Below are 19,170 nucleotides of genomic sequence, written 5' to 3' on the forward strand. Positions count from 1 at the left end.
CTAAAGGGAATTGTGAGTTTGCCGCCCCGGCTGATTACGGGGCCGGCGATATCAGACCTCAGCTAAGCTGAGGTTTCTCTTTGGCATGATCTTATCCGAAAACCGCTTCGCACTTTTCGGGATGCATGCCTTAGATGATATAGGCCTTCAGCGGATCGAAGCCGTTGAACGCCACAGCCGAGTAGGTCGTGGTGTAGGCACCGGTGCCTTCGATCAGGACCTCGTCGCCAATGGTGAGCGTCACCGGCAGCGGATAGAGGTTCTTTTCATAGAGCACGTCGGCCGAATCACAGGTCGGGCCGGCAATGACGCAGGCTTCCATTTCGTCGGCGTCGCGCTCCGTGCGGATCGGGTAGCGGATCGCCTCGTCCATGGTTTCGGCGAGGCCGCCGAACTTGCCGATGTCGAGAAAGACCCAGCGAGCGGCATCGTTGTCCGACTTCTTCGAAATCAGGACGACTTCAGCCTTGATCACGCCGGCATTGCCGATCATGCCGCGGCCCGGCTCGATGATCGTGTGCGGGATCTGGTTGCCGAAATGAGCGCGCAGAGAAGCAAAGATCGCCTTGCCATAGGCTTCAGCCGACGGAACGTCGCGCAGATACTTGGTCGGGAAACCGCCGCCCATGTTGACCATCTGCAGGTGGATACCCTGCTTGGCGAGCGAGACGAAGACGCGCTTGGCATCGGCAAGAGCCGCATCCCAGGCATCGACCTTGGTCATCTGCGAGCCGACATGGAACGACACGCCGTAGGATTGCAGACCGAGCTGATGGGCGTAGACGAGAACGTCGACAGCCATCTGCGGGACGCAGCCGAACTTGCGGGAAAGCGGCCATTCGGCGCCTTCACCGTCGGTCAGGACGCGGCAGAACACACGGGCGCCGGGAGCGGCACGGGAAATCTTCTCGACTTCCTCATGGCTGTCGACGGCGAAGAGGTTGATACCGAGTGCATGCGCACGGGCGATATCGCGCTCCTTCTTGATCGTGTTGCCGAAGGAGATGCGGGCAGCCGTCGCACCAGCGTCGAGCGCCATTTCGATTTCAGCGACGGACGCGCAATCGAAGTTGGAGCCAAGGCTTGCGAGCAGGCGCAGCACTTCCGGAGCCGGGTTGGCCTTGACAGCATAGTAGATGGCGCTGTCGGGCATGGCATGACGGAAAGCGTGAAAATTGTCGCGAACGACATCGAGATCGACGATTAGGCAGGGACCGTCCGGACGTCGGGTAGCGAGAAAGTCGCGAATACGTTGCGTGGTCATGTCAAATCCCTTTCAATTCCAAAAGCTCCGGGAGAAAGACCCAGAGGACAAAGGGCGACGCTCATTCGCTCAGGTACCAGCCGGTGGAGACCCCGGAACCATGCAAATGCGCGAAGCGCGGATAATGAACCAGTGCCGCAAGCGGCGCTAATTCGCTTTGTCTGCCATGGATTGGAGGGATAATCCCAACCGCACTTCCGGCAATGAAGGTGTGCCTCTTCAGTAACCCCGGCTGATGGAAAGCCGGGAGAGAACAAAAAGGCCCGCACCGTCGTTGCTTCAGATGTCCTCGCATTTTCCGGTTGGCCGGAATAGCGACTGGAGGGGTTAATTCCAGGTACCTTACCGATTTTCTCACCACATCGAGGATCGGCGGACACCCACGGGCACGTGCGACTTTGGGCTGAAACCGAAATAGGAATATTCGCCGACATAATCAAGAATTTTTTTCGCCTATGCCCGAAAAAAATAATTGAACAAATCGGCGCATTTTGTTCAATAACTTGCGACAGTTAACGAGGGCTTCGCCATGGACACTTTGACCCGGATTCGCGCCTTCATCGACGTGGTCGAAGCCGAAGGTTTTTCCGCGGCCGCCAGGAAAACCGGACGCTCCAAGGCACTGCTTTCCAAATATGTCCGAGAGCTCGAGGACGAGCTTGGCGCTCTCCTGCTTAATCGCACGACGCGCCAATTCTCCATGACGGAAGCCGGCCATACCTATTATCGCACCGCTTCCGACATCCTTAAGGAGATTGACAATCTCGCCGATCTCGTGCGGGAGAGCAATCAGCAGCTCAAAGGCCGCCTGCGAGTCTCCGTGCCGCGCACCTTCGTCGATGCAGATGTCGGACAATCGCTAATCGACTTCGCCAAGGAAAACCCCGAGCTCGCGCTGGAAATCGCCGCCGACGATCGTTTCGTCGACCTGATCGAGGAAGGCTTTGACGTTGCCGTGCGCATCACCAAGCTCGAAGATTCCGGCATGATCGCCCGCAAGATCTCGGACTTCCGCGTCCATCTTTGCGCAACGCAGGATTTCCTCGACCGCCACCCCGCCTTGGAACGTCCAGCCGATCTCAGCCGCGTGCCTTTCATCATCGACACCAATACTCGCTCGCAAGGCAATATTCGTTTCGTCGATGCCGACAGCACCGCCTTCAACGTCGCCATCAACGGCACGCTCGAAGTTAATAGCCCGCATGCGACGCTGCGAGCAGCGCTTGCCGGCCTCGGCATCGCCGTCGTTCCGGATTTCATCGGCCGCAAGGCGATCGAAAGCGGGCAACTGCTGACGCTGTTCAACGATTATCTTCCGACCGACCGCGGCATCTACGCTGTCTATCCGCACCGCCGCTACCTGCCGGCCAAGGTGCGCATCTTTGTCGACTATCTGCATAACTGGTTCCGCAAGCACGGCTGAAGCGCCTCAGCCTGGCCGACCGGTCCCAATTCCGTCTCATTTCCTGACCAGTAAACGAAGTGAATCAGTGCTCACGAAACATATCGGACGCATGAGAAAATCCACGACCGCCTATGCTCTTGCCCTGACCGGCGGCCTGCTGCTTTTGCCGGTCGCAGCATCGGCGCATCCGCACATCTTCGTCGAAGCACGCCTGGAGGTGCTTGCCGGCTCCGATGGGGCCGTGCAGGAGCTGCGCAATGTCTGGCGCTTCGACGAGGTCTTCTCTTCCTCGGTGCTGATGGATTTCGACAAGAACACCAATCTGAAGCTCGATCCGGACGAGCTCAAGGAAGTCGGCAAAACAGTGCGCGATTCGCTGGCCGACTACGACTACTACACAAATCTGACGTTCAACGGCAAAGCCATCAAGGTGAACAAGCCCGACGTCATCAATGTCGACTACAAGGACGGCCAGCTCCTGATGTTCTTCGCCGTCAAGCCGTCCGAGCCGATGCCGCTGAAGGGCAACAAGCTCAGCTTCGGCATCTACGATCCAACACTTTACACCTCGATCGATTTCCCCAGCGACAATGAGCTGGTGACGGAAGGCGATGCCTTCAAAAGCTGCACGCAGAAGGTCGTGCGCCCCAATCCTGACGAGGTCATCGCCGAAAACAAGTCAACATTGACGGATGCCTTCTTCAACGATCTAACGGGAACGACGATGTCGAAGCTCTTCGCAACGCGGATGGACGTCCAATGCTGACGCGCCGGATAGCGCAGCTGCTTCCAACAGTGGCTCTCGCCTTTCTGGCAGTGGCAAGCCTTGCACACGCCACCGGATCGCCCCTCGGCATCGGCACTGCGGAACCGAGCTTCCAGCCCACGGGCGGGCCTCTGGCGCCGATCTTCCTCTATGTGAATTACGAACAGCAGGCCTTCTATCGGGCGCTTACCAAATCGATCGAGGCCATGCGCCAGGACCCCTGGCAGCTCTGGACGCTGATCGGCCTCTCCTTCGCTTACGGCATCTTCCATGCCGCCGGCCCGGGCCACGGCAAGGCCGTCATCTCGTCCTACATGGTGGCCAACGAGATTGAGCTGAAGCGCGGCATTGTGATTTCGTTCATCTCGGCCTTCATCCAGGGCCTCGTTGCCGTCCTCGTCGTCGGTGCCGCTTATTTCGTCCTGCGCGGCTCGGGCATCACCATGACGATGGCCACCAACGCGATGGAGATCACCAGCTTCGTCATGGTGATCATCTTCGGAAGCTGGCTACTGTTTCGAAAATTGCGCTCGATGATCCAGAGCCGGCCACAACGCCAGGAAGTGCAGCTCGCGACATCGGCCGGTCCGATCAGCATGTCGCTGCTCGAAGACGCCTCGAACGGCACGGCTCCCGCACAAAGACTCTCGCACTTTCGCGCCACGCCGCAGGCGGGCAACCGATATAATTGCGACGATCCGACCCATGATGCGGCCAATGGCATGGTCTGCGAGACCTGCGGCCATTCCCACCTGCCCGACCCCAAAATGCTGTCGAACGAGAAGTTCAGCGTCCGCGAAGCCTGGTCGGCGATCATTACCGTCGGCCTGCGCCCCTGCTCCGGCGCACTGCTGGTCATGACGTTCTCGATGCTGAACGGGCTCTATCTCGGCGGCTTATTGTCCGTCATCGCCATGTCGGTCGGGACGGCGCTGACCGTGTCGCTGCTCGCCATCATCGCCGTTTTCGCCAAGGGCACCGCCGTGCATTTCACCGGCCGCGGATCGCGGCTCTCGATGTGGGTCGGCAATGGCATAGAAATTCTGGGCGCGCTGTTGGTCATCTGCACTGGCATCGTGCTGCTCGGCGCGTCGCTGCAGACCTGACCGGTGGATTATCGGCTCTTGCGCCTCTGGTAGCGGGCTCTCAGCCAGAAGACCAGGAAAAAGGCCAGGATCACGAGCACGCCGAAGCCGGTGCCGAGCCACGGCGAAACATCGCCGAGCCGGACGATCACATCAGGCATCAAGTACAATAGCACCATGGCGGCCAGCAGGATGATGGCGGCGGCGATCGCCGAGGAGCGGGTTTCGCTGTTTTTATCCGTCAAAATTGCCAATCCTTCGCGCACCGCTACTCTTTGTCCGGCGAAGGCTTAGGCCAGCCGCCCGCGAAAGGCAACCGGCCCTTTCCTCGACGATGATCAGACCTTGGCGCTCGCGACCGTTGCCTCGATGTGGTCGACCAGCGCATCGGCGAGACCGAGCCGGCCGGCAAGAAGATCGAGATAGCCGCGTTCTGCGCGTGAGTCCGGTTCGATCGCCAGGCGCGAGGCGGTGTAGACCTGCACGCGTTGTTCTTCCGTTTTCGCCGATGCGACGATGGCGTCGAGATCGACGGGATTGGCAAGCTCGCGCTCGAAAAAGCTTTCCGCTTCCGCGCCGACACCCGCTTCCTGCACCTTGCCGAGAATATGCTGCCGCTCCGCATCATCGATATGCCCATCGGCGCGGGCCGCGGCGATCATGGCGCGCACGAGCGAAAGTGCAAAATCATTGCTGGTAATCGCCGGTGCCGTGCTGAAGCCGGAATTGGAAGGCGGCGGCAGAAATTGCGGCTCCGCCTGCTGAGCGGGTTGCTGCGCCGGCTGCGGTGCATTGCCAGCCTGATAGTTCTTGTAGGCCTGATAGCCGAGCCCGGCGATGGCGGCGAGACCACCGAGCGTCAGGACATTGCCGGTAATCTCGCGGCCTGTCTTCGTGCCCAGCAGAACGCCGGCAATGGCGCTGGTCGCCAACGGATTGTCCCTGGCGAGATTGATGGCCTCGCTCGCCTTGTCTCTCACGCTTCCCTGCATTCCCGGAACTTGCGATCCGAGGAATTGGTCCAGAAGCTTGCGGGCGTCGATCATGTGGATGGTCCTCCCTCCTTGGTGAAAGCATGATCCCAAAAACTACGCAGCGGTTTTTGGACGAACTCATGCGCAAACAAAATGCGAGAGGGAGATAGGAAGGTGGGACCGCAAATACAAATCCGCTGAAACGCAAAAGGGCGCGCATGAGGCCATGCGCGCCCTTTGATCGAGTTTTCGGAAGGCTCAGCCCTTCAGCGCGGCGGCTTCGGCGGCAAGCTTGGTGATGCCAGCCCAATCGCCAGCCGCGACCAGTTCCTTCGGTGCAACCCAGGAGCCGCCGACGCAGATGACGTTCGGCAGCGACAGGTAATCATGGGCATTCTTCAGCGAAATGCCGCCGGTCGGGCAGAACAGCGTGCCTGCCAGCGGCGAGGACAGTGCCTTCAGATAGGCAGCGCCGCCAGCCTGTTCGGCCGGGAAGAACTTCAGCACCTTGTAGCCTTCCTCGCGCAGCGCCATGACTTCGCTCGCCGTAGCCGCACCTGGCAGCAGCGGCACGTCGGAGGTGCGGGCGACATCCAGCAGCTCCTGCGTCGTGCCAGGGCTGACGATGAACTTGGAGCCGGCTTCGACGGCCGCTTCCCATTGCGCAACATTCAGGATCGTGCCGGCGCCGACTTCAGCGCCTTCGACTTCCTCGGCCACAGCCCGGACCGCATCGAGCGCGCCGGCGGTCCGCAGCGTGATCTCGATGGCCTTCAAGCCACCGGCGACAAGCGCACGGGCGAGCGGCACGGCCGACTTCGCGTCTTCGACGATGAGGACGGGGACGACGGGTTGCAATTTCAGGATGGAAAGAAGCTTTTCGGTTTTCTCGCCCATGGTCGGCGTGCTCCCTTAAAACGATTGAAATCCGGTTTCCGAATAGCCTTCCCGAGAGCCGTTGTCGAGACAAAAGCTGAGTTTGAACATGACGGGTAGGAAATGCAAAAAACTTCCGTTAGTCTATCTACATATGATGCTGGCGGAGCATGTCGAGCATATGGCAAAAGAGATCGAGCGCAAGTTTCTGGTCCGGGGGGATCATTGGCGCGACCTCGTTTCCGAGAAACTCACCTTACGGCAGGCCTATGTCGCCTCCATGGACGATCGTTCCGTTCGCGTTCGCTTGACGAACGACACGGTCGCGACCCTGACGATGAAGATCGGCAGGGCGATGACGCGGGATGAATTCGAATATGAAATCCCCGTCGCAGATGCCGAAGAGTTGCTCGGCAACGCCATCGGCCTGGTTATAGAAAAGATTCGCTACAAGGTCCCGTTCAAGGGCTTCGTCTGGGAAGTCGACGTTTTTCGCGGCGCGCATCGCGGCCTGGTGATCGCCGAGGTCGAGATGGAGGACGAAAGCGACGATCCGGAATTGCCGGACTGGGTCGGCCGCGAGGTGACTGGCGAATACCGCTACTCCAACCAGGCGCTCGCGACGCAATTCGAACAGGAATACGATGAGTTATCGCATTCGGCCTGACAGGGCCTTTGATGACGAGGTGCAGGCCGCCGCCGCACAACAGCTCGGCAAAGTGGTTGCGGCACTGACCGATCGGCCGGAGGGATTGCACGAGGCAGTGCATACGGCACGCAAGCATATCAAGCGCATACGCGCACTTTATCGGCTGATCGCCCGGCGGGCGCCGGAATTCCAGCAACAGCAAAACGACAGGCTGCGGGAGATGGCGCAAACCCTCTCCGGCGTTCGCGACGCCACCGCCCTAGTCGAGGCCGCCCGCTATCTGCACGAAACGGCGACATCCGAGGACGAGGCCCAGGCGCTTGCCCGGGTCATCGACGTGCTCACGACCCGGCGCGACCGGCTATCGGCGGAAGAAACCGATCTCGAAGAGAAGGCGGAAAAGGCAATCGCCACCTGCCGCGAAGCACTGGACGCGCTGAAAGCCACCTCCTTCGGCAGCGGCCGGCGCGCGACCGCACGCATCTTTCAAAAGAGCTGGCGCAAAACAGGGCGCAAGGCGACGGTGGCACTCTGCGAATGCCATGCCGAGGGCCATAGCGATCACTTTCACGAGCTGCGCAAACGCAGCCAGGATTGCTGGATGCATCATGCGCTGCTGCGCGACATCTGGCCGGCCGCCATGCACGCAAAACAGCTCGAAGCCAAGGAGCTGGTCGACATACTCGGCCGCTATCTCGACCTATCGATGCTATCCGAGGTGACCGATCGCGAGCCGCATCTCTTCAACGGCAGCGACGACCGCGCCCGCCTGCTGGAAGCAATCATCTCTCGCCAACAGGCGGCCCGCCAGGATGCGCTGACCAAGGCCCGCTGGGTTTTTGTGGACGAGCCGAAGCAGGAAGCCCGCACGATCAAACGGCTTTGGCTGGAAGCAGGGGATTGAGGAAACCAACCCCGTGCGCCAAGAACAGACAAGCAATGTCTCGCGCTCGATAGCGATTATCGCTGGTAGCTCCCAGTCGAAAGCCGTCCGACGCAACAGCGATAACGTCCCGTTAACAGTAACGTACTTGTTCCTTTTCAGCATCGTGCCAAGCTTTTGACCTCATCGGGTTGGGAGGGCACGACGATGTTGAGAATTGGAACACTATTTCTCGCCACATTGAGTTTAACCGCCATTTCTTTCGACCGAGCAGGCGCCCAGCAGATCACGGGCGAACCCGGCTCGCCCAGCGCAACGACGACGATCGACGGAAGATATCTTCCAAATCCGCCCGAAGCATTCCGCGGACAAATTGGCCTCGACGCCAAAAGCTCCAAGCCTTATTGGCCACCGCAGATCGTGCCTCCCAAGGGCGCACCGAATATCCTGCTCATCATGACAGATGACGCCGGCTACGGTGTTGCCGGCACATTCGGTGGCGTCATCCCGACGCCTGCGCTGGATCGCGTTGCGAAAGCCGGCCTGCGCTACACGCAGTTTCATTCGACAGCGCTCTGTTCTCCGACGAGGGCGGCACTGATCACCGGGCGAAACCATCATTCGTCGGGCTTCGGAGTCATTTCCGAACAGGCAACCGGTTACCCCGGCTACGATTCCATCATTGGCGTAAACAATGCCACGATCGGCGAGATTCTGAAGCAGAACGGCTTCGCAACGTCTTGGTTCGGCAAGGACCACAACACGCCCGCGTTCCAATACAGCAGCGCCGGGCCGTTCGACCAATGGCCTGTCGGAATGGGCTTCGAGTATTTCTACGGTTTTATGGGCGGAGACACCAACCAATGGACTCCTTATCTATTCCAGAACACAACGCAGGTTTTCCCCTGGATCGGCAAGCCTGCCTATAACCTCACCACGGATATGGCCGACAATGCTATCGACCACATCAGGCAATTGAATGCGGCAGCACCGCAAAAGCCGTTTTTCGTTTACTACGTGCCGGGCGGGACCCACGCTCCTCACCATCCGACCCAGGAATGGATCGATAAGTTCAAGGGCAAGTTCGACATGGGTTGGAACGAGCTGCGCGAACAGATTTTCGCCAATCAGAAGCGAATCGGGGTCATTCCGGCAAACACGCAATTGACACCCTGGCCGGATGACCTGCCGACGTGGGATAGCTTGGATGCCGACAGCAAGAAGCTGTTCGCGCGCCAGGCAGAGGTGTTCGCCGCCTATGTCGCCTATACCGATCACGAGATCGGAAGAGTGATCCAGGCAGTCGACGACCTGGGCAAGCTCGACAACACGCTCGTCATTTATATCGAGGGCGACAACGGCACGAGTGCCGAAGGCAGCACTCGTGGCACGCCCAACGAATTGATCACCATCGAGGGCATGCAGATCCCGGTCGCGGATCAGATGAAGTTCTATGACGTCTGGGGCTCCGACAAAACATACCCGCATATGTCCGTGGCGTGGTCATGGGCTTTTGACACACCATTCAAATGGACGAAGCAGGTCGCCTCGCATTTCGGCGGCACGCGGCAGGGCATGGCAATGGCCTGGCCGGCACGGATCAAGGACGCCGGCGGTATCCGCACTCAGTTCCATCATATGATCGATATCGTTCCCACCATTCTCGAGGCGACCGGAATTAGCGCTCCTGTCATGGTCAACGGCGTGGCGCAAAAACCGATTGAAGGCGTCAGCATGGCCTATAGCTGGGACAATGCCCAAGCTCCGTCGGCACGCACAACACAGTATTTCGAAATGTTCGGCAACCGCGCGATCTATAATGATGGCTGGATCGCCGCCACAACGCCGCCCGCAGCGCCTTGGCTGATGGGCACGACCAAAATGCCCGACGTCATCGACGGCTATAAATGGGAATTGTACAATCTCACGGAGGATTTTTCGGAGAATAACGATCTCGCCGCCAAGATGCCGGACAAGCTGCACCAAATGCAGGAATTGTTTCTCATGGAAGCGGCGAAATACAATGTCTTTCCGCTTGATAACTCTATCCTGGAGCGCCTCCTCACCCCGCGGCCGAGTGCCACGGCAGGGCGAAATGACTTCACCTATTCAGGTGTGATATCCGGTATTCCGCCCAGCAACGCTCCGAACATCGTGAACAGATCCTACACGATCACCGCGGAGGTGGAGATACCGCAGGATGGCGGCGAGGGTATGCTGGTCACCACAGGTGGACGCTTCGGCGGATACGGTTTCTATCTGCTCAAAGGCAAGCCGGTGTTTCTCTACAATTTTGTCGATATGGAGCGTTTTCGCTGGGAGGGTCACGATGCCTTGCCGGCCGGCAAGCACACCCTCGTGTTCGATTTCAAATCTGATGGCCCCGGTTTCGGCAAGGGCGGAACCGGCATCCTCAAAGTGGATGGTAACGAGGTCGCCAACGAGAAAATTCCGCACACAATTCCGGCGCTAATGCCGTGGGATGAAACCTTCGATGTCGGCGTCGATACGCGGACAGGCGTAGAGGACAACGACTATCAGGTGCCGTTCCCCTTTAACGGAAGTATCGGAAAGCTGGAGGTGGCGCTGCAGCCGTAGACGATGCGGGATAGAGGGGACATTGATATCGATGTCCCCTCTATCGAAGAAATTTCTCCATCCGGAAATTTTCGAGCGTCTGCCCGCGCTTTTCCACCGTCTGCGATCTCAAAATGCTAAAGCCTCGTCTTTCGAAGAAAGGTCTGGCGGTAAGGCTTGCCTCTGTGAAAATACGCCCGAGCCCTTGCCTTTTTGCCTCCATCTCGACCGTCGCGAGGAGCAAACTGGCTGCGCCCATACCCTGATAATCGGGATGGACAAACATCATATCCAGGAGCCCGTCGGGCACGAGATCCGCGAACCCGATTGACACATTCCCATACTGAGCGATCCAGGCCGGCCTGCTTGACCGTCGTTTCGCCCAGGCTTCCCTGTCTTCCACCTTGGCCCAGGCATCGACTTGAGCTTGAGTGTAGTCCTTCGACGCCACCTCCCGGATTGCTCTCAGGAATATGTCGATGGTCAAATCGGCGTCCGCCGGGAGATATGGTCTTACCGTCAGCATGTTGTCAGACACCTCAACCTCATCGCCGCGTACCGATCGCTTTTGCGCGTATTCTTATAGGGTAGCGCAGAATAGGGAACTCCCGGCTCGCGGGAGTGACCCGATGGCGCAGCCTCAAAATACGAATCCCGATTGCTTGCCGGCGCGCAAAATTGTATTTCCGCGGCATGACCGACATTCTTGCCACTCCACGCCATGAGGTAGGCGGCGCATTCCTCGTTGCCGCCCTCTATCATTTCGTTTCAGTCCCGCGCTTCGAAGCCCTGCGGGAGCCGCTGCTTGCGCTCTGTGAGGCAAACGGGATCAAGGGCACGCTGCTCCTCGCCCATGAGGGCATCAACGGCACCATCGCCGGCACGGATGCAGGCATCGGCGTGGTCCTCTCCTTCCTGCGCGCCCAGCCGGAATTTTCGGGGCTGGAACACAAGGAAAGCCGCGCGTCGAAAATGCCCTTCGTCCGCATGAAGGTGAAACTGAAGAAAGAGATCGTCACCATGGGCGTCGAGAATATCGACCCCAACAGGATCGTCGGCACCTATGTTGCGCCGAAGGACTGGAATGCGCTGATCTCCGACCCCGACACCATCGTCATCGACACGCGCAACGATTACGAGACGGCGATCGGTATCTTTCAGGGCGCGGTCGATCCGAAGACCAAGACGTTTCGTGAATTTCCGGAATGGGTGCGCCAGAACGAGGGCCTGCACAACAAGCCGAAGATTGCCATGTATTGCACCGGTGGCATCCGCTGCGAGAAGGCGACCGCCTTCATGAAAGAGCAGGGTTTCGACGAGGTTTACCACCTCAAGGGCGGCATCCTGAAATATCTTGAGGAAGTGCCCGCCGAGGAAAGCCTGTGGGAAGGCGCCTGCTTCGTCTTCGACGAACGCGTCTCCGTCGAGCATGGCCTGAAGGAAGGCAATCACAAGCTCTGCCATGCATGCCGCAACCCGATCACCGCGGAAGAGGTCACCTCGCCCTTCTATGAAGCCGGCGTCTCCTGTAGCCATTGCTATCACGACCGCACTGAAGAAGACCGCAAGCGCTTCCGCGAGCGCCAGCGCCAGGTGATGCTCGCCCGCAAGCGTGGCCAGGAGCATATTGGCGGCTGAATTTAGGCGGCAGCTTCCCGCTCAACGTCGAGTACGCGGGCCATCTGCGCCTTTAGCCGTTTGCTGATCTCGGCCTCCGGCAGCGGTTTACCGAAGAAATAGCCCTGCAGCACGTCGCAACCGAAGCGCTCCAGGGCGTTGCCCTGCTCTTCCGTCTCGATGCCTTCCGCCGTCACCGGAATGTCGAGTGAACGCGCCAAAGCCACCGTCGCCTGCAGCATCTCGCGGGCGCGGCTATCCTCCAGAACATCCATGGTCAGCGACCGGTCGATCTTGATGCGATCGAAGCCGAATTGGCGGAGATAGCCGATCGAGGAGAAGCCCGAGCCGAAGTCGTCCAGCGCCACCTTGACGCCGAGTTGTTTCAGCCGCTCGATCGACTGGCGGGTGCGCTCGGGATTCTGGATAATGTAGCCTTCGGTGATTTCCAGCGTGACGCGTTCGGCTTCGATCTCGGTATGTTTCAGGACATGCCGGACATAGTCGGCAAAGGCGGGGTTGCGGAATTGCCCCGGCGAGACGTTGACGGCAATCCGCAGGTCCGGCCATTGCCGCGCCGTCTCGCAGGCCTTGCGCAAGACGAACAGACCGAGCGCCTCGATCAAACCACTGGTTTCGGCAACGGGAATGAAGGCTTCAGGCGAAATCGGCCCGTGACCGGGCCTGTTCCAGCGCACCAACGCCTCGACGCCGGTGATCTCATGGCTCCTGGCATCGACCAGCGGCTGATAGGCGAGTGTCAGCTCTTCCTTTTCGATGGCATTGCGCAGATCAAGTTCCAGAGCGTTGCGCTCCTCGCGATCGGCATCCATCGCCGTCTCGTAGCAGGCCATACGAGCGCGCCCGGCTTCCTTGGCCTTATACATGGCGAGATCGGCGCGGCGCACCAACTCTTCGCGACCGATGCGGCCCTCCGGCGAGCTAGCAATGCCGATACTGGCACCGACGACCACCACGCGGCGACCGATCTCCAGCGGCTCGGTAAAGAAATCCAGCACCTGTTCGGCAAGTCTGAGCGCCGGTGCATCGTTCAGTTCCTTGGTCGGAAAGGCGACAGCGAATTCATCGCCGCCCAGCCGCGCAAGGATTGCCTTCGGCGGAATAAGCACATTCAGCCCGGCTGCGACGGCGCGGATCAACTGGTCGCCGGTGCCGTGGCCATAGGAATCATTGATTTCCTTGAAGCCGTCGAGATCGAGATAGAGCAAGAGGACATTGCTGCCATCGGCGCGGGCGCTCTCGACCAGCCGGTCTACATCGAGACGAAGGCCCTCGCGATTGAGAAGGCCGCTGAGCCGGTCCCTGAGCGAGCCCTGCCGCGCCAGCACCTCTTCCGCCCTGAGCCGCCGTCCTGCCAGCGACCCCAGCATCAGCAGCACCAGAAAGAACATGCCGACTAGGCCGAGAGCGCCGACCACCAGCGGACGGGCCTGCTGATAGCTGACGTCACCAGGACCGCGCGACGTCCAGACCAGCCGCCCGAGCGGCTTGCCGAGCGGATCGACGATCGAAACGGCATAGCGCGCGACCGTGTCTGGCGGCACCAGCCTGAGGCCGCTGATGACGTAGGTATTGGAAAGCATCTTGATCTTGGCCGCATCGAGATGCCGAACGAAGATCAGATAGCGGCGCTTGCCTTCCGGCACCGGGATACGGCCGGATTTTTCGCGGATTGTCCCCACGCCGACAGCGGCGATGCCCTTATTGGTCATCACATAGCCGCTCGCCTCCGGCACGCTGGTCACGCGCGTCTTGCGCACCTGATCCACCAAGGCCCAGAGCGAGGGACCGAAAACATCCTCGATCCTATCGGCCATCGGTTTGCCGTCCTGATAGGCAATGATCGGCTTGTTGTCATCGTCGACCACCAGCGCCATGTCGAACAGGGCGCCATCGGAGGACATCTCGCCGTAGTTGCCGGCGATCCAGTCCTGGTCGTTTTCATCATAGACATTTTTGACGGCGGTATTGCGCGCGGCATAGTCATGCAGCGTGGCATCGAGCAGGCCTTCGAAGGTCTTCAGCGCACCGGCAGTAGTTTCCCAGGAGCGCTCGTCGTCCAATTTGTTGGAATAGTCTGCGACCCGACCAATCGCCGTCAGCACCATCAGGGTAACCACGGTGACCACCAAAGCGAACGAAAACAAAACGGCCGTCACGATAGAATGACGACCGAATTGCGTATTCCGCCGGAATGACCCGAAAACTGCTCCCAACGCGCTTCTCCTTGGCTTGGGAAGTCTGCCGTCAGGTCTTCAAAAAACGGTTAAAGCGAACCTATGATTATTGCAGTAGAGGGTTGTATATTTGTGGAGGCGGCAAGCATTCATACGGATGCGCGGATCGCCTGCACAAAACGATCGAGGCCGGCTTGCAACGCGCCGGTCCGTTGCGCTTCCGCCAGGACCATCGCCTGCGCTTCATCGCTCTTGCCGGCAAGCGGCACGCGCAGAAAAGCTTCCGGCACGATGCGGAGTGACATTGTCCTCAATACTTCGGTCAGTTGTTCCAGAACAAGATCGCCGCGATGGGAGGCATGCGCAAACATCAGCGGCTTGAACGGCACTTCGTCGCGCGACACCAGCCAATCCAATGCGTTCTTGAACCCGCCGGGAATGCCGTGGGCATATTCCGGGCAGGAGACGATCAGTCCGTCCGCATCGCGGATCTTCGCCGCCAAGGTTTTGACGGTAGGCGGCGTCCTGTCACCTTCATGATCCGGATTGAAGATCGGCAGATTGCCGATCAAATCGCAGATTTCGATGGAGATTCCCTCGGGCGATACCAGCCGCAGGGCTTCCAGCAGCCGAAGACTGGTCGAAGCCTGCCTTTGGCTGCCGCAGAGCGCGTAGAGGGAGAGCGGGCGCTGGGTCATGCGCAAGACTTATCAGGTGCCGCCGATTCGAGCGACCTTCACCCTCTCCTTTTGGAAAGATCGGAAAGACGGCACAAATCAAGCCGTCTTGTGATTCCCCTTCGGGAACTGCCCGGCGAGTTCGCGGTACCATTTGCCGCTCTTCTTCACCGTGCGCACCTGCGTCTCGTAATCGACATGCACGAGCCCGAAGCGCATGCGGTAGCCTTCCGCCCATTCGAAATTGTCCATCAGGCTCCAGGCGAAATAGCCGCGCATCGGATAGCCGTCCTTGATCAGGTCGGCGACGACGCCGAGATGATCGATGTAGTAATCGAGGCGCGGCTGGTCGTCGACTTCACCCTTGACGACACCCATGTTGTAGCAGGCGCCGTTTTCGGTGATGTAGCATTCCGGCAGTTCGTAGCGCTTGTAGAGGTCTTGCACGACGTGCTTCAGGCCCGGCGCATAGATTTCCCAGCCGATATCGGTCTTGGCGGTGCTGACCGGAGGCGCTTCCTTCGTCCAGGGGAAATCGCCACTCTTGGACGCATCGTCGAAGACGCGCATCGGCATATAGTAGTTCAGCCCCCACCAGTCGAGCTTCTGATTGATGATCTTTTGATCGCCATCCTCGACAACAGGCATGCGGTCGCCGAGCGCGTCGACAAATTCCTTCGGGTACTCACCCTTGAAGATCGGATCGAAGAAGGCGCCGTTGTGGAACTGATGCGCGCGCTCGACAGCGGCCTGATCTTCGGCGCTATCGGAACCGGGAAGGATCGATGCAGCGTTGAGCACGATACCCACCGGCACCTTCGGCGCCACCGACCGTATTGCCTCGACGCCGAGGCCATGCGCGAGATTCATGGTGTGCATGGCATAAAGCGCGGCCTGCATGTTGCGTTCGCCGGGCGCATGGACGCCATAGAGGTGGCTAAGCCAGACAATGCACCAGGGCTCGTTGAAGGTTGCGACCGAATCCAGCCGATCGCCGAGGCGCGCCATCACCGTCTTCGCATAACGCTGATAGGCATAGGCCGTCGAACGCGCCGTCCAGCCGCCGTCGCCCGCAAGCGTCAGCGGCAGATCCCAGTGATAGAGCGTTGCGAAGGTCTTGATGCCGCGCGCCTTGCAGCCATCGACCAGACGATCGTAGAAATCGAGGCCGGCCTCGTTCACTGGACCGGTGCCATCGGGAATGATGCGCGGCCAGGCGATCGAGAAGCGATAGGCCTCAACGCCCATCTCCTTGATCAGATCGAGATCCTGCTCCAGCCGGTTATAGTGATCGCAGGCGACATCGCCGTTGTGGCGTTGATAAACGCGGCCCGGCATGTTGGCGAAGGCATCCCAGATCGACGGCTTGCGGCCATCCGCCTTGGTGGCGCCTTCGATCTGAAAAGCGGCAGTGGCGACGCCAAACGTGAAATCGCCCGGGAAACGGGCGGCGAACTTCTTTGGATCAATCATGACTAATCTCGTTTCTTTCAAACGGCGGGACGGCAAGATGCGATCGACCGCGCTCACGATATTGGGCCCGCGCGCGGTTTAAACCAGCGAAAACGTCCTTGTACAGCCCTGAAATGACAAAACTGCAACGTTGCAGTCAGAAGTCGAAAAGCATGGAGCGACAGACAACCCGCCGCCCCATGCGCAGAAATCAAAGCTTGATCCAGGCACCATTGCGCTTCGAGGAGGCAACGCAGGCCTCGACGAAAGCAACACCCTTCACGCCGTCATCGACGGTCGGATAGACCACGGCCGGATCGACTGCCACGCCCTTCTTGCGGGCATTGATGGCCCGCGCAGCCTCGGTGTAGATCGTGGCGAAGGCTTCAAGATAGCCTTCCGGATGACCCGACGGGATGCGCGAGACGCGGGCGGCAGCAGCACCAGTGCCTGCACCGTTGCGAGTGAGCAGGCGCTTCGGTTCGCCGAACGGCGTGTACCAGAGATAGTTCGGATCGGCCTGCGTCCACTCGATGCCGCCCTTGGTGCCGTAGACGCGGACCTTGAGACCGTTCTCATGACCCGGCGCCACCTGGCTGCACCACAGCATGCCCTTAGCCGGCTTTTCCTTGCCCTTTGCCTTGAAGCGCAGCAGCAGATGACCATTGTCGTCAAGACGGCGGCCTTCAACGAAGCTGTCGAGATCGGCGGCAAGGCTGTCGAGTTCCAGGCCAGAGACGAAGGAGGCGAGGTTATAGGCATGAGTGCCGATATCGCCGGTGGAACCACCGGCGCCGGACTGCGACGGATCGGTGCGCCATGCGGCCTGCTTCTGACCCGACTGCTCGATATTTTCCGTCAGCCAATCCTGCGGATATTCCGCCTGCACGATGCGGATATCGCCGAGCTCGCCGTTGGCGATCATCTCGCGCGCCTGGCGGACCATCGGATAGCCGGTATAGTTGTGCGTCAGGATAAACAGCGCGCCGCTTTCGTCAGCCACCTTCTTCAGCTTCTTGGCGTCGGCAAGATTGGAGGTCAGCGGCTTGTCGCAGATGACGTGGATGCCGCGCTTCAGGAATTCCTTGGCGGCATCATAGTGAACATGGTTCGGCGTCACGATCGCGACGGCTTCGATGCCGTTTTTCAGCTTGGCTTCCCGGATCGCCATGTCGCGATAGCTGGAGTAGGTGCGCGAGGGATCGAGGCCAAGATCGCGCCCCGAAGCCATCGCCTTGTCCGGCGAGGCCGACAGCGCGCCGGCGACGAGATCGAACTGGTCGTCAATACGCGCGGCGATACGGTGCACCGCACCGATAAAGGCGCCAGCGCCGCCGCCCACCATGCCAAGCCGAATGCGCGGCTCCCGCGTCTGTTCCGATGATCCTTCGATTGCCATATGGTCCTCCTGAAAATTGAATTGTGTGGATGCGACCGCTTGGCGCGATCGTTCCCTCTCCCCGCTTGCGGGGAGAGGGCTAGGGTGAGGGGCCGAACCCTCAGCAAGTTCTGAATTAGCGGAAAATATCGAGAAGGCCCCTCATCCGACCTGTCGCAATTTCGCTACGCTCAATCGCTCCAGCCCACCTTCTCCCCGCACTTGCCGGGCGAAGGGGCTTGATCAAAGCCCCAGCATGCGCCGGTTGGCCGCCTGGTCCGTGCCGCTGCCGGCGAAGTCGTCGAAGGCCTTTTCCGTCACGCGGATGATGTGCGCCTTGACGAATTCAGAGCCTTCGCGCGCACCGTCTTCGGGATGCTTCAGCGCGCACTCCCATTCGACCACGGCCCAGCCGTCGAAATTATTGGCGGTCATCTTCGAGAAGACGGCACCGAAATCGACCTGGCCATCGCCGAGCGAGCGGAAGCGGCCGGCGCGTTCGACCCAGCCCTGATAGCCGCCATAGACGCCCTGACGCCCGGTCGGATTGAACTCCGCATCCTTGACGTGGAACATCTTGATGCGGTCCTTGTAGATGTCGATGTTCTCGAGATAGTCGAGGCACTGCAGGACATAGTGCGAGGGATCGTAGAGCATGTTGGCGCGCGGATGGTTCTTCACGCGCTCCAGGAACATCTCGAAGGTGATGCCGTCATGCAGGTCTTCGCCCGGATGGATTTCGTAGCAGACGTCGACGCCGTTTTCGTCGGCATGATTGAGGATCGGCGTCCAGCGGCGAGCCAGTTCCTCGAAGGCGGTTTCGACGAGACCGGCCGGGCGCTGCGGCCAGGGATAGATGAAGGGCCAGGCAAGCGCGCCCGAGAAAGTCGCATGCGCCTTGATGCCCAGATGCTTCGAAGCTGTCAGGGCCATCTTCACCTGCTCGACGGCCCATTCCTGACGCGCCTTCGGATTGCCGCGCACTTCCGGCGCCGCAAAGCCGTCAAAGGCTTCGTCATAGGCAGGATGCACGGCGACGAGCTGCCCCTGAAGGTGGGTGGAAAGCTCCGTGACTTCGACGCCGTTGGCACGGGCAACCCCGGCGAATTCGTCGCAATAATCCTTGGAGGAGGCAGCCTTCTTCAGGTCGATGAGCTGGCTTGCCCAGGTCGGAACCTGCACACCGACATAGCCGGCATCGGCAGCCCATTTCGTGATCGAATCCCACGAGTTGAATGGTGCCGCGTCACCGGCGAACTGGCCAAGAAACAGGCCTGGACCCTTGATCGTCTTCATCAGTAATTCCTCCCTAATCGCGTTCTGTAAACGTTTCCGATGCCCTTCCAACCCATATCTAAGGCGGCCGGGA

17 protein-coding genes are annotated in these 19,170 nt (G+C 59.8%); 7 read left to right on the forward strand and 10 right to left on the reverse strand.

Going from position 1 to position 19,170, the window contains the following annotated elements; genetic code table 11:
* Positions 1 to 130 precede the first annotated feature (130 nt).
* The gene (odc2, locus tag GGD50_RS08035) at positions 131 to 1,264 is read right to left on the reverse strand and encodes an ornithine/lysine decarboxylase (RefSeq protein ID WP_107109250.1); all 1,134 of its coding nucleotides are present in this window, start codon (positions 1,262 to 1,264) and stop codon (positions 131 to 133) included.
* Between the two features lie 529 nt (positions 1,265 to 1,793).
* On the opposite strand from odc2, the gene GGD50_RS08040 reads away from it, so the two are divergent.
* From GGD50_RS08040 to GGD50_RS08050, 3 genes are all read left to right on the forward strand, one after another.
* Positions 1,794 to 2,687, forward strand: a complete 894-nt coding sequence (locus GGD50_RS08040) for a LysR family transcriptional regulator (protein ID WP_107109251.1) — start codon at positions 1,794 to 1,796, stop codon at positions 2,685 to 2,687.
* 91 nt (positions 2,688 to 2,778) lie between these two features.
* A complete protein-coding gene (locus GGD50_RS08045; RefSeq protein WP_181316094.1) occupies positions 2,779 to 3,435 on the forward strand; it encodes a DUF1007 family protein in 657 nt (218 codons plus the stop codon).
* Positions 3,429 to 4,541, forward strand: coding sequence for a nickel/cobalt transporter (locus GGD50_RS08050; protein WP_107109253.1), 1,113 nt, complete (start codon positions 3,429 to 3,431; stop codon positions 4,539 to 4,541). Before GGD50_RS08045 ends, GGD50_RS08050 begins: the two co-directional genes overlap by 7 nt.
* An 8-nt stretch (positions 4,542 to 4,549) precedes the next feature.
* On the opposite strand, the gene GGD50_RS08055 is transcribed toward GGD50_RS08050, so the two are convergent.
* The 3 genes from GGD50_RS08055 to GGD50_RS08065 form a co-directional block, all read right to left on the reverse strand.
* Positions 4,550 to 4,765 carry a hypothetical protein gene (locus GGD50_RS08055; RefSeq protein WP_181316095.1) on the reverse strand — a complete coding sequence of 72 codons (216 nt, stop codon included), beginning with the start codon at positions 4,763 to 4,765 and terminating at the stop codon, positions 4,550 to 4,552.
* A gap of 93 nt (positions 4,766 to 4,858) precedes the next feature.
* Positions 4,859 to 5,566, reverse strand: a complete 708-nt coding sequence (locus GGD50_RS08060; RefSeq protein ID WP_107109255.1) for a tellurite resistance TerB family protein — start codon at positions 5,564 to 5,566, stop codon at positions 4,859 to 4,861.
* 186 nt (positions 5,567 to 5,752) lie between these two features.
* Positions 5,753 to 6,391, reverse strand: coding sequence for a 2-dehydro-3-deoxy-phosphogluconate aldolase (locus tag GGD50_RS08065; protein ID WP_107109256.1), 639 nt, complete (start codon positions 6,389 to 6,391; stop codon positions 5,753 to 5,755).
* Between the two features lie 160 nt (positions 6,392 to 6,551).
* Here GGD50_RS08065 and GGD50_RS08070 point away from each other — a divergent pair, with 160 nt between their 5' ends.
* The 3 genes from GGD50_RS08070 (at position 6,552) to GGD50_RS08080 (ending at position 10,500) form a co-directional block, all read left to right on the forward strand.
* Positions 6,552 to 7,037, forward strand: coding sequence for a CYTH domain-containing protein (locus GGD50_RS08070; protein ID WP_107109475.1), 486 nt, complete (start codon positions 6,552 to 6,554; stop codon positions 7,035 to 7,037).
* Positions 7,015 to 7,923: a CHAD domain-containing protein gene (locus GGD50_RS08075; protein WP_107109257.1), complete on the forward strand. Its 909-nt coding sequence runs from the start codon at positions 7,015 to 7,017 to the stop codon at positions 7,921 to 7,923. Before GGD50_RS08070 ends, GGD50_RS08075 begins: the two co-directional genes overlap by 23 nt.
* Positions 7,924 to 8,109: 186 nt before the next feature.
* A complete protein-coding gene (locus GGD50_RS08080) occupies positions 8,110 to 10,500 on the forward strand; it encodes an arylsulfatase (RefSeq protein WP_107109258.1) in 2,391 nt (796 codons plus the stop codon).
* Positions 10,501 to 10,540: 40 nt separating this feature from the next.
* On the opposite strand, the gene GGD50_RS08085 is transcribed toward GGD50_RS08080, so the two are convergent.
* A complete protein-coding gene (locus GGD50_RS08085) occupies positions 10,541 to 11,005 on the reverse strand; it encodes a GNAT family N-acetyltransferase (RefSeq protein ID WP_107109259.1) in 465 nt (154 codons plus the stop codon).
* 167 nt (positions 11,006 to 11,172) lie between these two features.
* Here GGD50_RS08085 and trhO point away from each other — a divergent pair, with 167 nt between their 5' ends.
* A complete protein-coding gene (gene trhO / locus GGD50_RS08090; RefSeq protein WP_107109476.1) occupies positions 11,173 to 12,117 on the forward strand; it encodes an oxygen-dependent tRNA uridine(34) hydroxylase TrhO in 945 nt (314 codons plus the stop codon).
* Positions 12,118 to 12,119: 2 nt separating this feature from the next.
* On the opposite strand, the gene GGD50_RS08095 is transcribed toward trhO, so the two are convergent.
* From GGD50_RS08095 to GGD50_RS08115, 5 genes are all read right to left on the reverse strand, one after another.
* Positions 12,120 to 14,333, reverse strand: a complete 2,214-nt coding sequence (locus GGD50_RS08095) for a bifunctional diguanylate cyclase/phosphodiesterase (RefSeq protein ID WP_107109260.1) — start codon at positions 14,331 to 14,333, stop codon at positions 12,120 to 12,122.
* 110 nt (positions 14,334 to 14,443) lie between these two features.
* Positions 14,444 to 14,992: an NADPH-dependent FMN reductase gene (locus GGD50_RS08100; protein WP_107109261.1), complete on the reverse strand. Its 549-nt coding sequence runs from the start codon at positions 14,990 to 14,992 to the stop codon at positions 14,444 to 14,446.
* Between the two features lie 78 nt (positions 14,993 to 15,070).
* Positions 15,071 to 16,444, reverse strand: coding sequence for a GH1 family beta-glucosidase (locus tag GGD50_RS08105; protein WP_107109262.1), 1,374 nt, complete (start codon positions 16,442 to 16,444; stop codon positions 15,071 to 15,073).
* Positions 16,445 to 16,634: 190 nt separating this feature from the next.
* A complete protein-coding gene (locus tag GGD50_RS08110) occupies positions 16,635 to 17,822 on the reverse strand; it encodes a Gfo/Idh/MocA family protein (RefSeq protein ID WP_107109263.1) in 1,188 nt (395 codons plus the stop codon).
* 222 nt (positions 17,823 to 18,044) lie between these two features.
* Positions 18,045 to 19,097 carry a sugar phosphate isomerase/epimerase family protein gene (locus tag GGD50_RS08115; RefSeq protein ID WP_047628952.1) on the reverse strand — a complete coding sequence of 351 codons (1,053 nt, stop codon included), beginning with the start codon at positions 19,095 to 19,097 and terminating at the stop codon, positions 18,045 to 18,047.
* Positions 19,098 to 19,170 lie beyond the last annotated feature (73 nt).

Origin of the sequence: Martinezella paranaensis (genome assembly GCF_014200235.1) — a bacterium.
GTDB lineage: Bacteria > Pseudomonadota > Alphaproteobacteria > Rhizobiales > Rhizobiaceae > Rhizobium > Rhizobium paranaense.

What these genes read in the sequence shown, in the direction of transcription:
- odc2 (WP_107109250.1), bottom strand. Translation starts at nt 1,264, where the DNA reads ATGACCACGCAACGTATTCGCGACTTTCTCGCTACCCGACGTCCGGAC.
- GGD50_RS08040 (WP_107109251.1), top strand. Translation starts at nt 1,794, where the DNA reads ATGGACACTTTGACCCGGATTCGCGCCTTCATCGACGTGGTCGAAGCC.
- GGD50_RS08045 (WP_181316094.1), top strand. Translation starts at nt 2,779, where the DNA reads ATGAGAAAATCCACGACCGCCTATGCTCTTGCCCTGACCGGCGGCCTG.
- GGD50_RS08050 (WP_107109253.1), top strand. Translation starts at nt 3,429, where the DNA reads ATGCTGACGCGCCGGATAGCGCAGCTGCTTCCAACAGTGGCTCTCGCC.
- GGD50_RS08060 (WP_107109255.1), bottom strand. Translation starts at nt 5,566, where the DNA reads ATGATCGACGCCCGCAAGCTTCTGGACCAATTCCTCGGATCGCAAGTT.
- GGD50_RS08065 (WP_107109256.1), bottom strand. Translation starts at nt 6,391, where the DNA reads ATGGGCGAGAAAACCGAAAAGCTTCTTTCCATCCTGAAATTGCAACCC.
- GGD50_RS08070 (WP_107109475.1), top strand. Translation starts at nt 6,552, where the DNA reads ATGGCAAAAGAGATCGAGCGCAAGTTTCTGGTCCGGGGGGATCATTGG.
- GGD50_RS08075 (WP_107109257.1), top strand. Translation starts at nt 7,015, where the DNA reads ATGAGTTATCGCATTCGGCCTGACAGGGCCTTTGATGACGAGGTGCAG.
- GGD50_RS08080 (WP_107109258.1), top strand. Translation starts at nt 8,110, where the DNA reads ATGTTGAGAATTGGAACACTATTTCTCGCCACATTGAGTTTAACCGCC.
- GGD50_RS08085 (WP_107109259.1), bottom strand. Translation starts at nt 11,005, where the DNA reads ATGCTGACGGTAAGACCATATCTCCCGGCGGACGCCGATTTGACCATC.
- trhO (WP_107109476.1), top strand. Translation starts at nt 11,173, where the DNA reads ATGACCGACATTCTTGCCACTCCACGCCATGAGGTAGGCGGCGCATTC.
- GGD50_RS08100 (WP_107109261.1), bottom strand. Translation starts at nt 14,992, where the DNA reads ATGACCCAGCGCCCGCTCTCCCTCTACGCGCTCTGCGGCAGCCAAAGG.
- GGD50_RS08105 (WP_107109262.1), bottom strand. Translation starts at nt 16,444, where the DNA reads ATGATTGATCCAAAGAAGTTCGCCGCCCGTTTCCCGGGCGATTTCACG.
- GGD50_RS08110 (WP_107109263.1), bottom strand. Translation starts at nt 17,822, where the DNA reads ATGGCAATCGAAGGATCATCGGAACAGACGCGGGAGCCGCGCATTCGG.
- GGD50_RS08115 (WP_047628952.1), bottom strand. Translation starts at nt 19,097, where the DNA reads ATGAAGACGATCAAGGGTCCAGGCCTGTTTCTTGGCCAGTTCGCCGGT.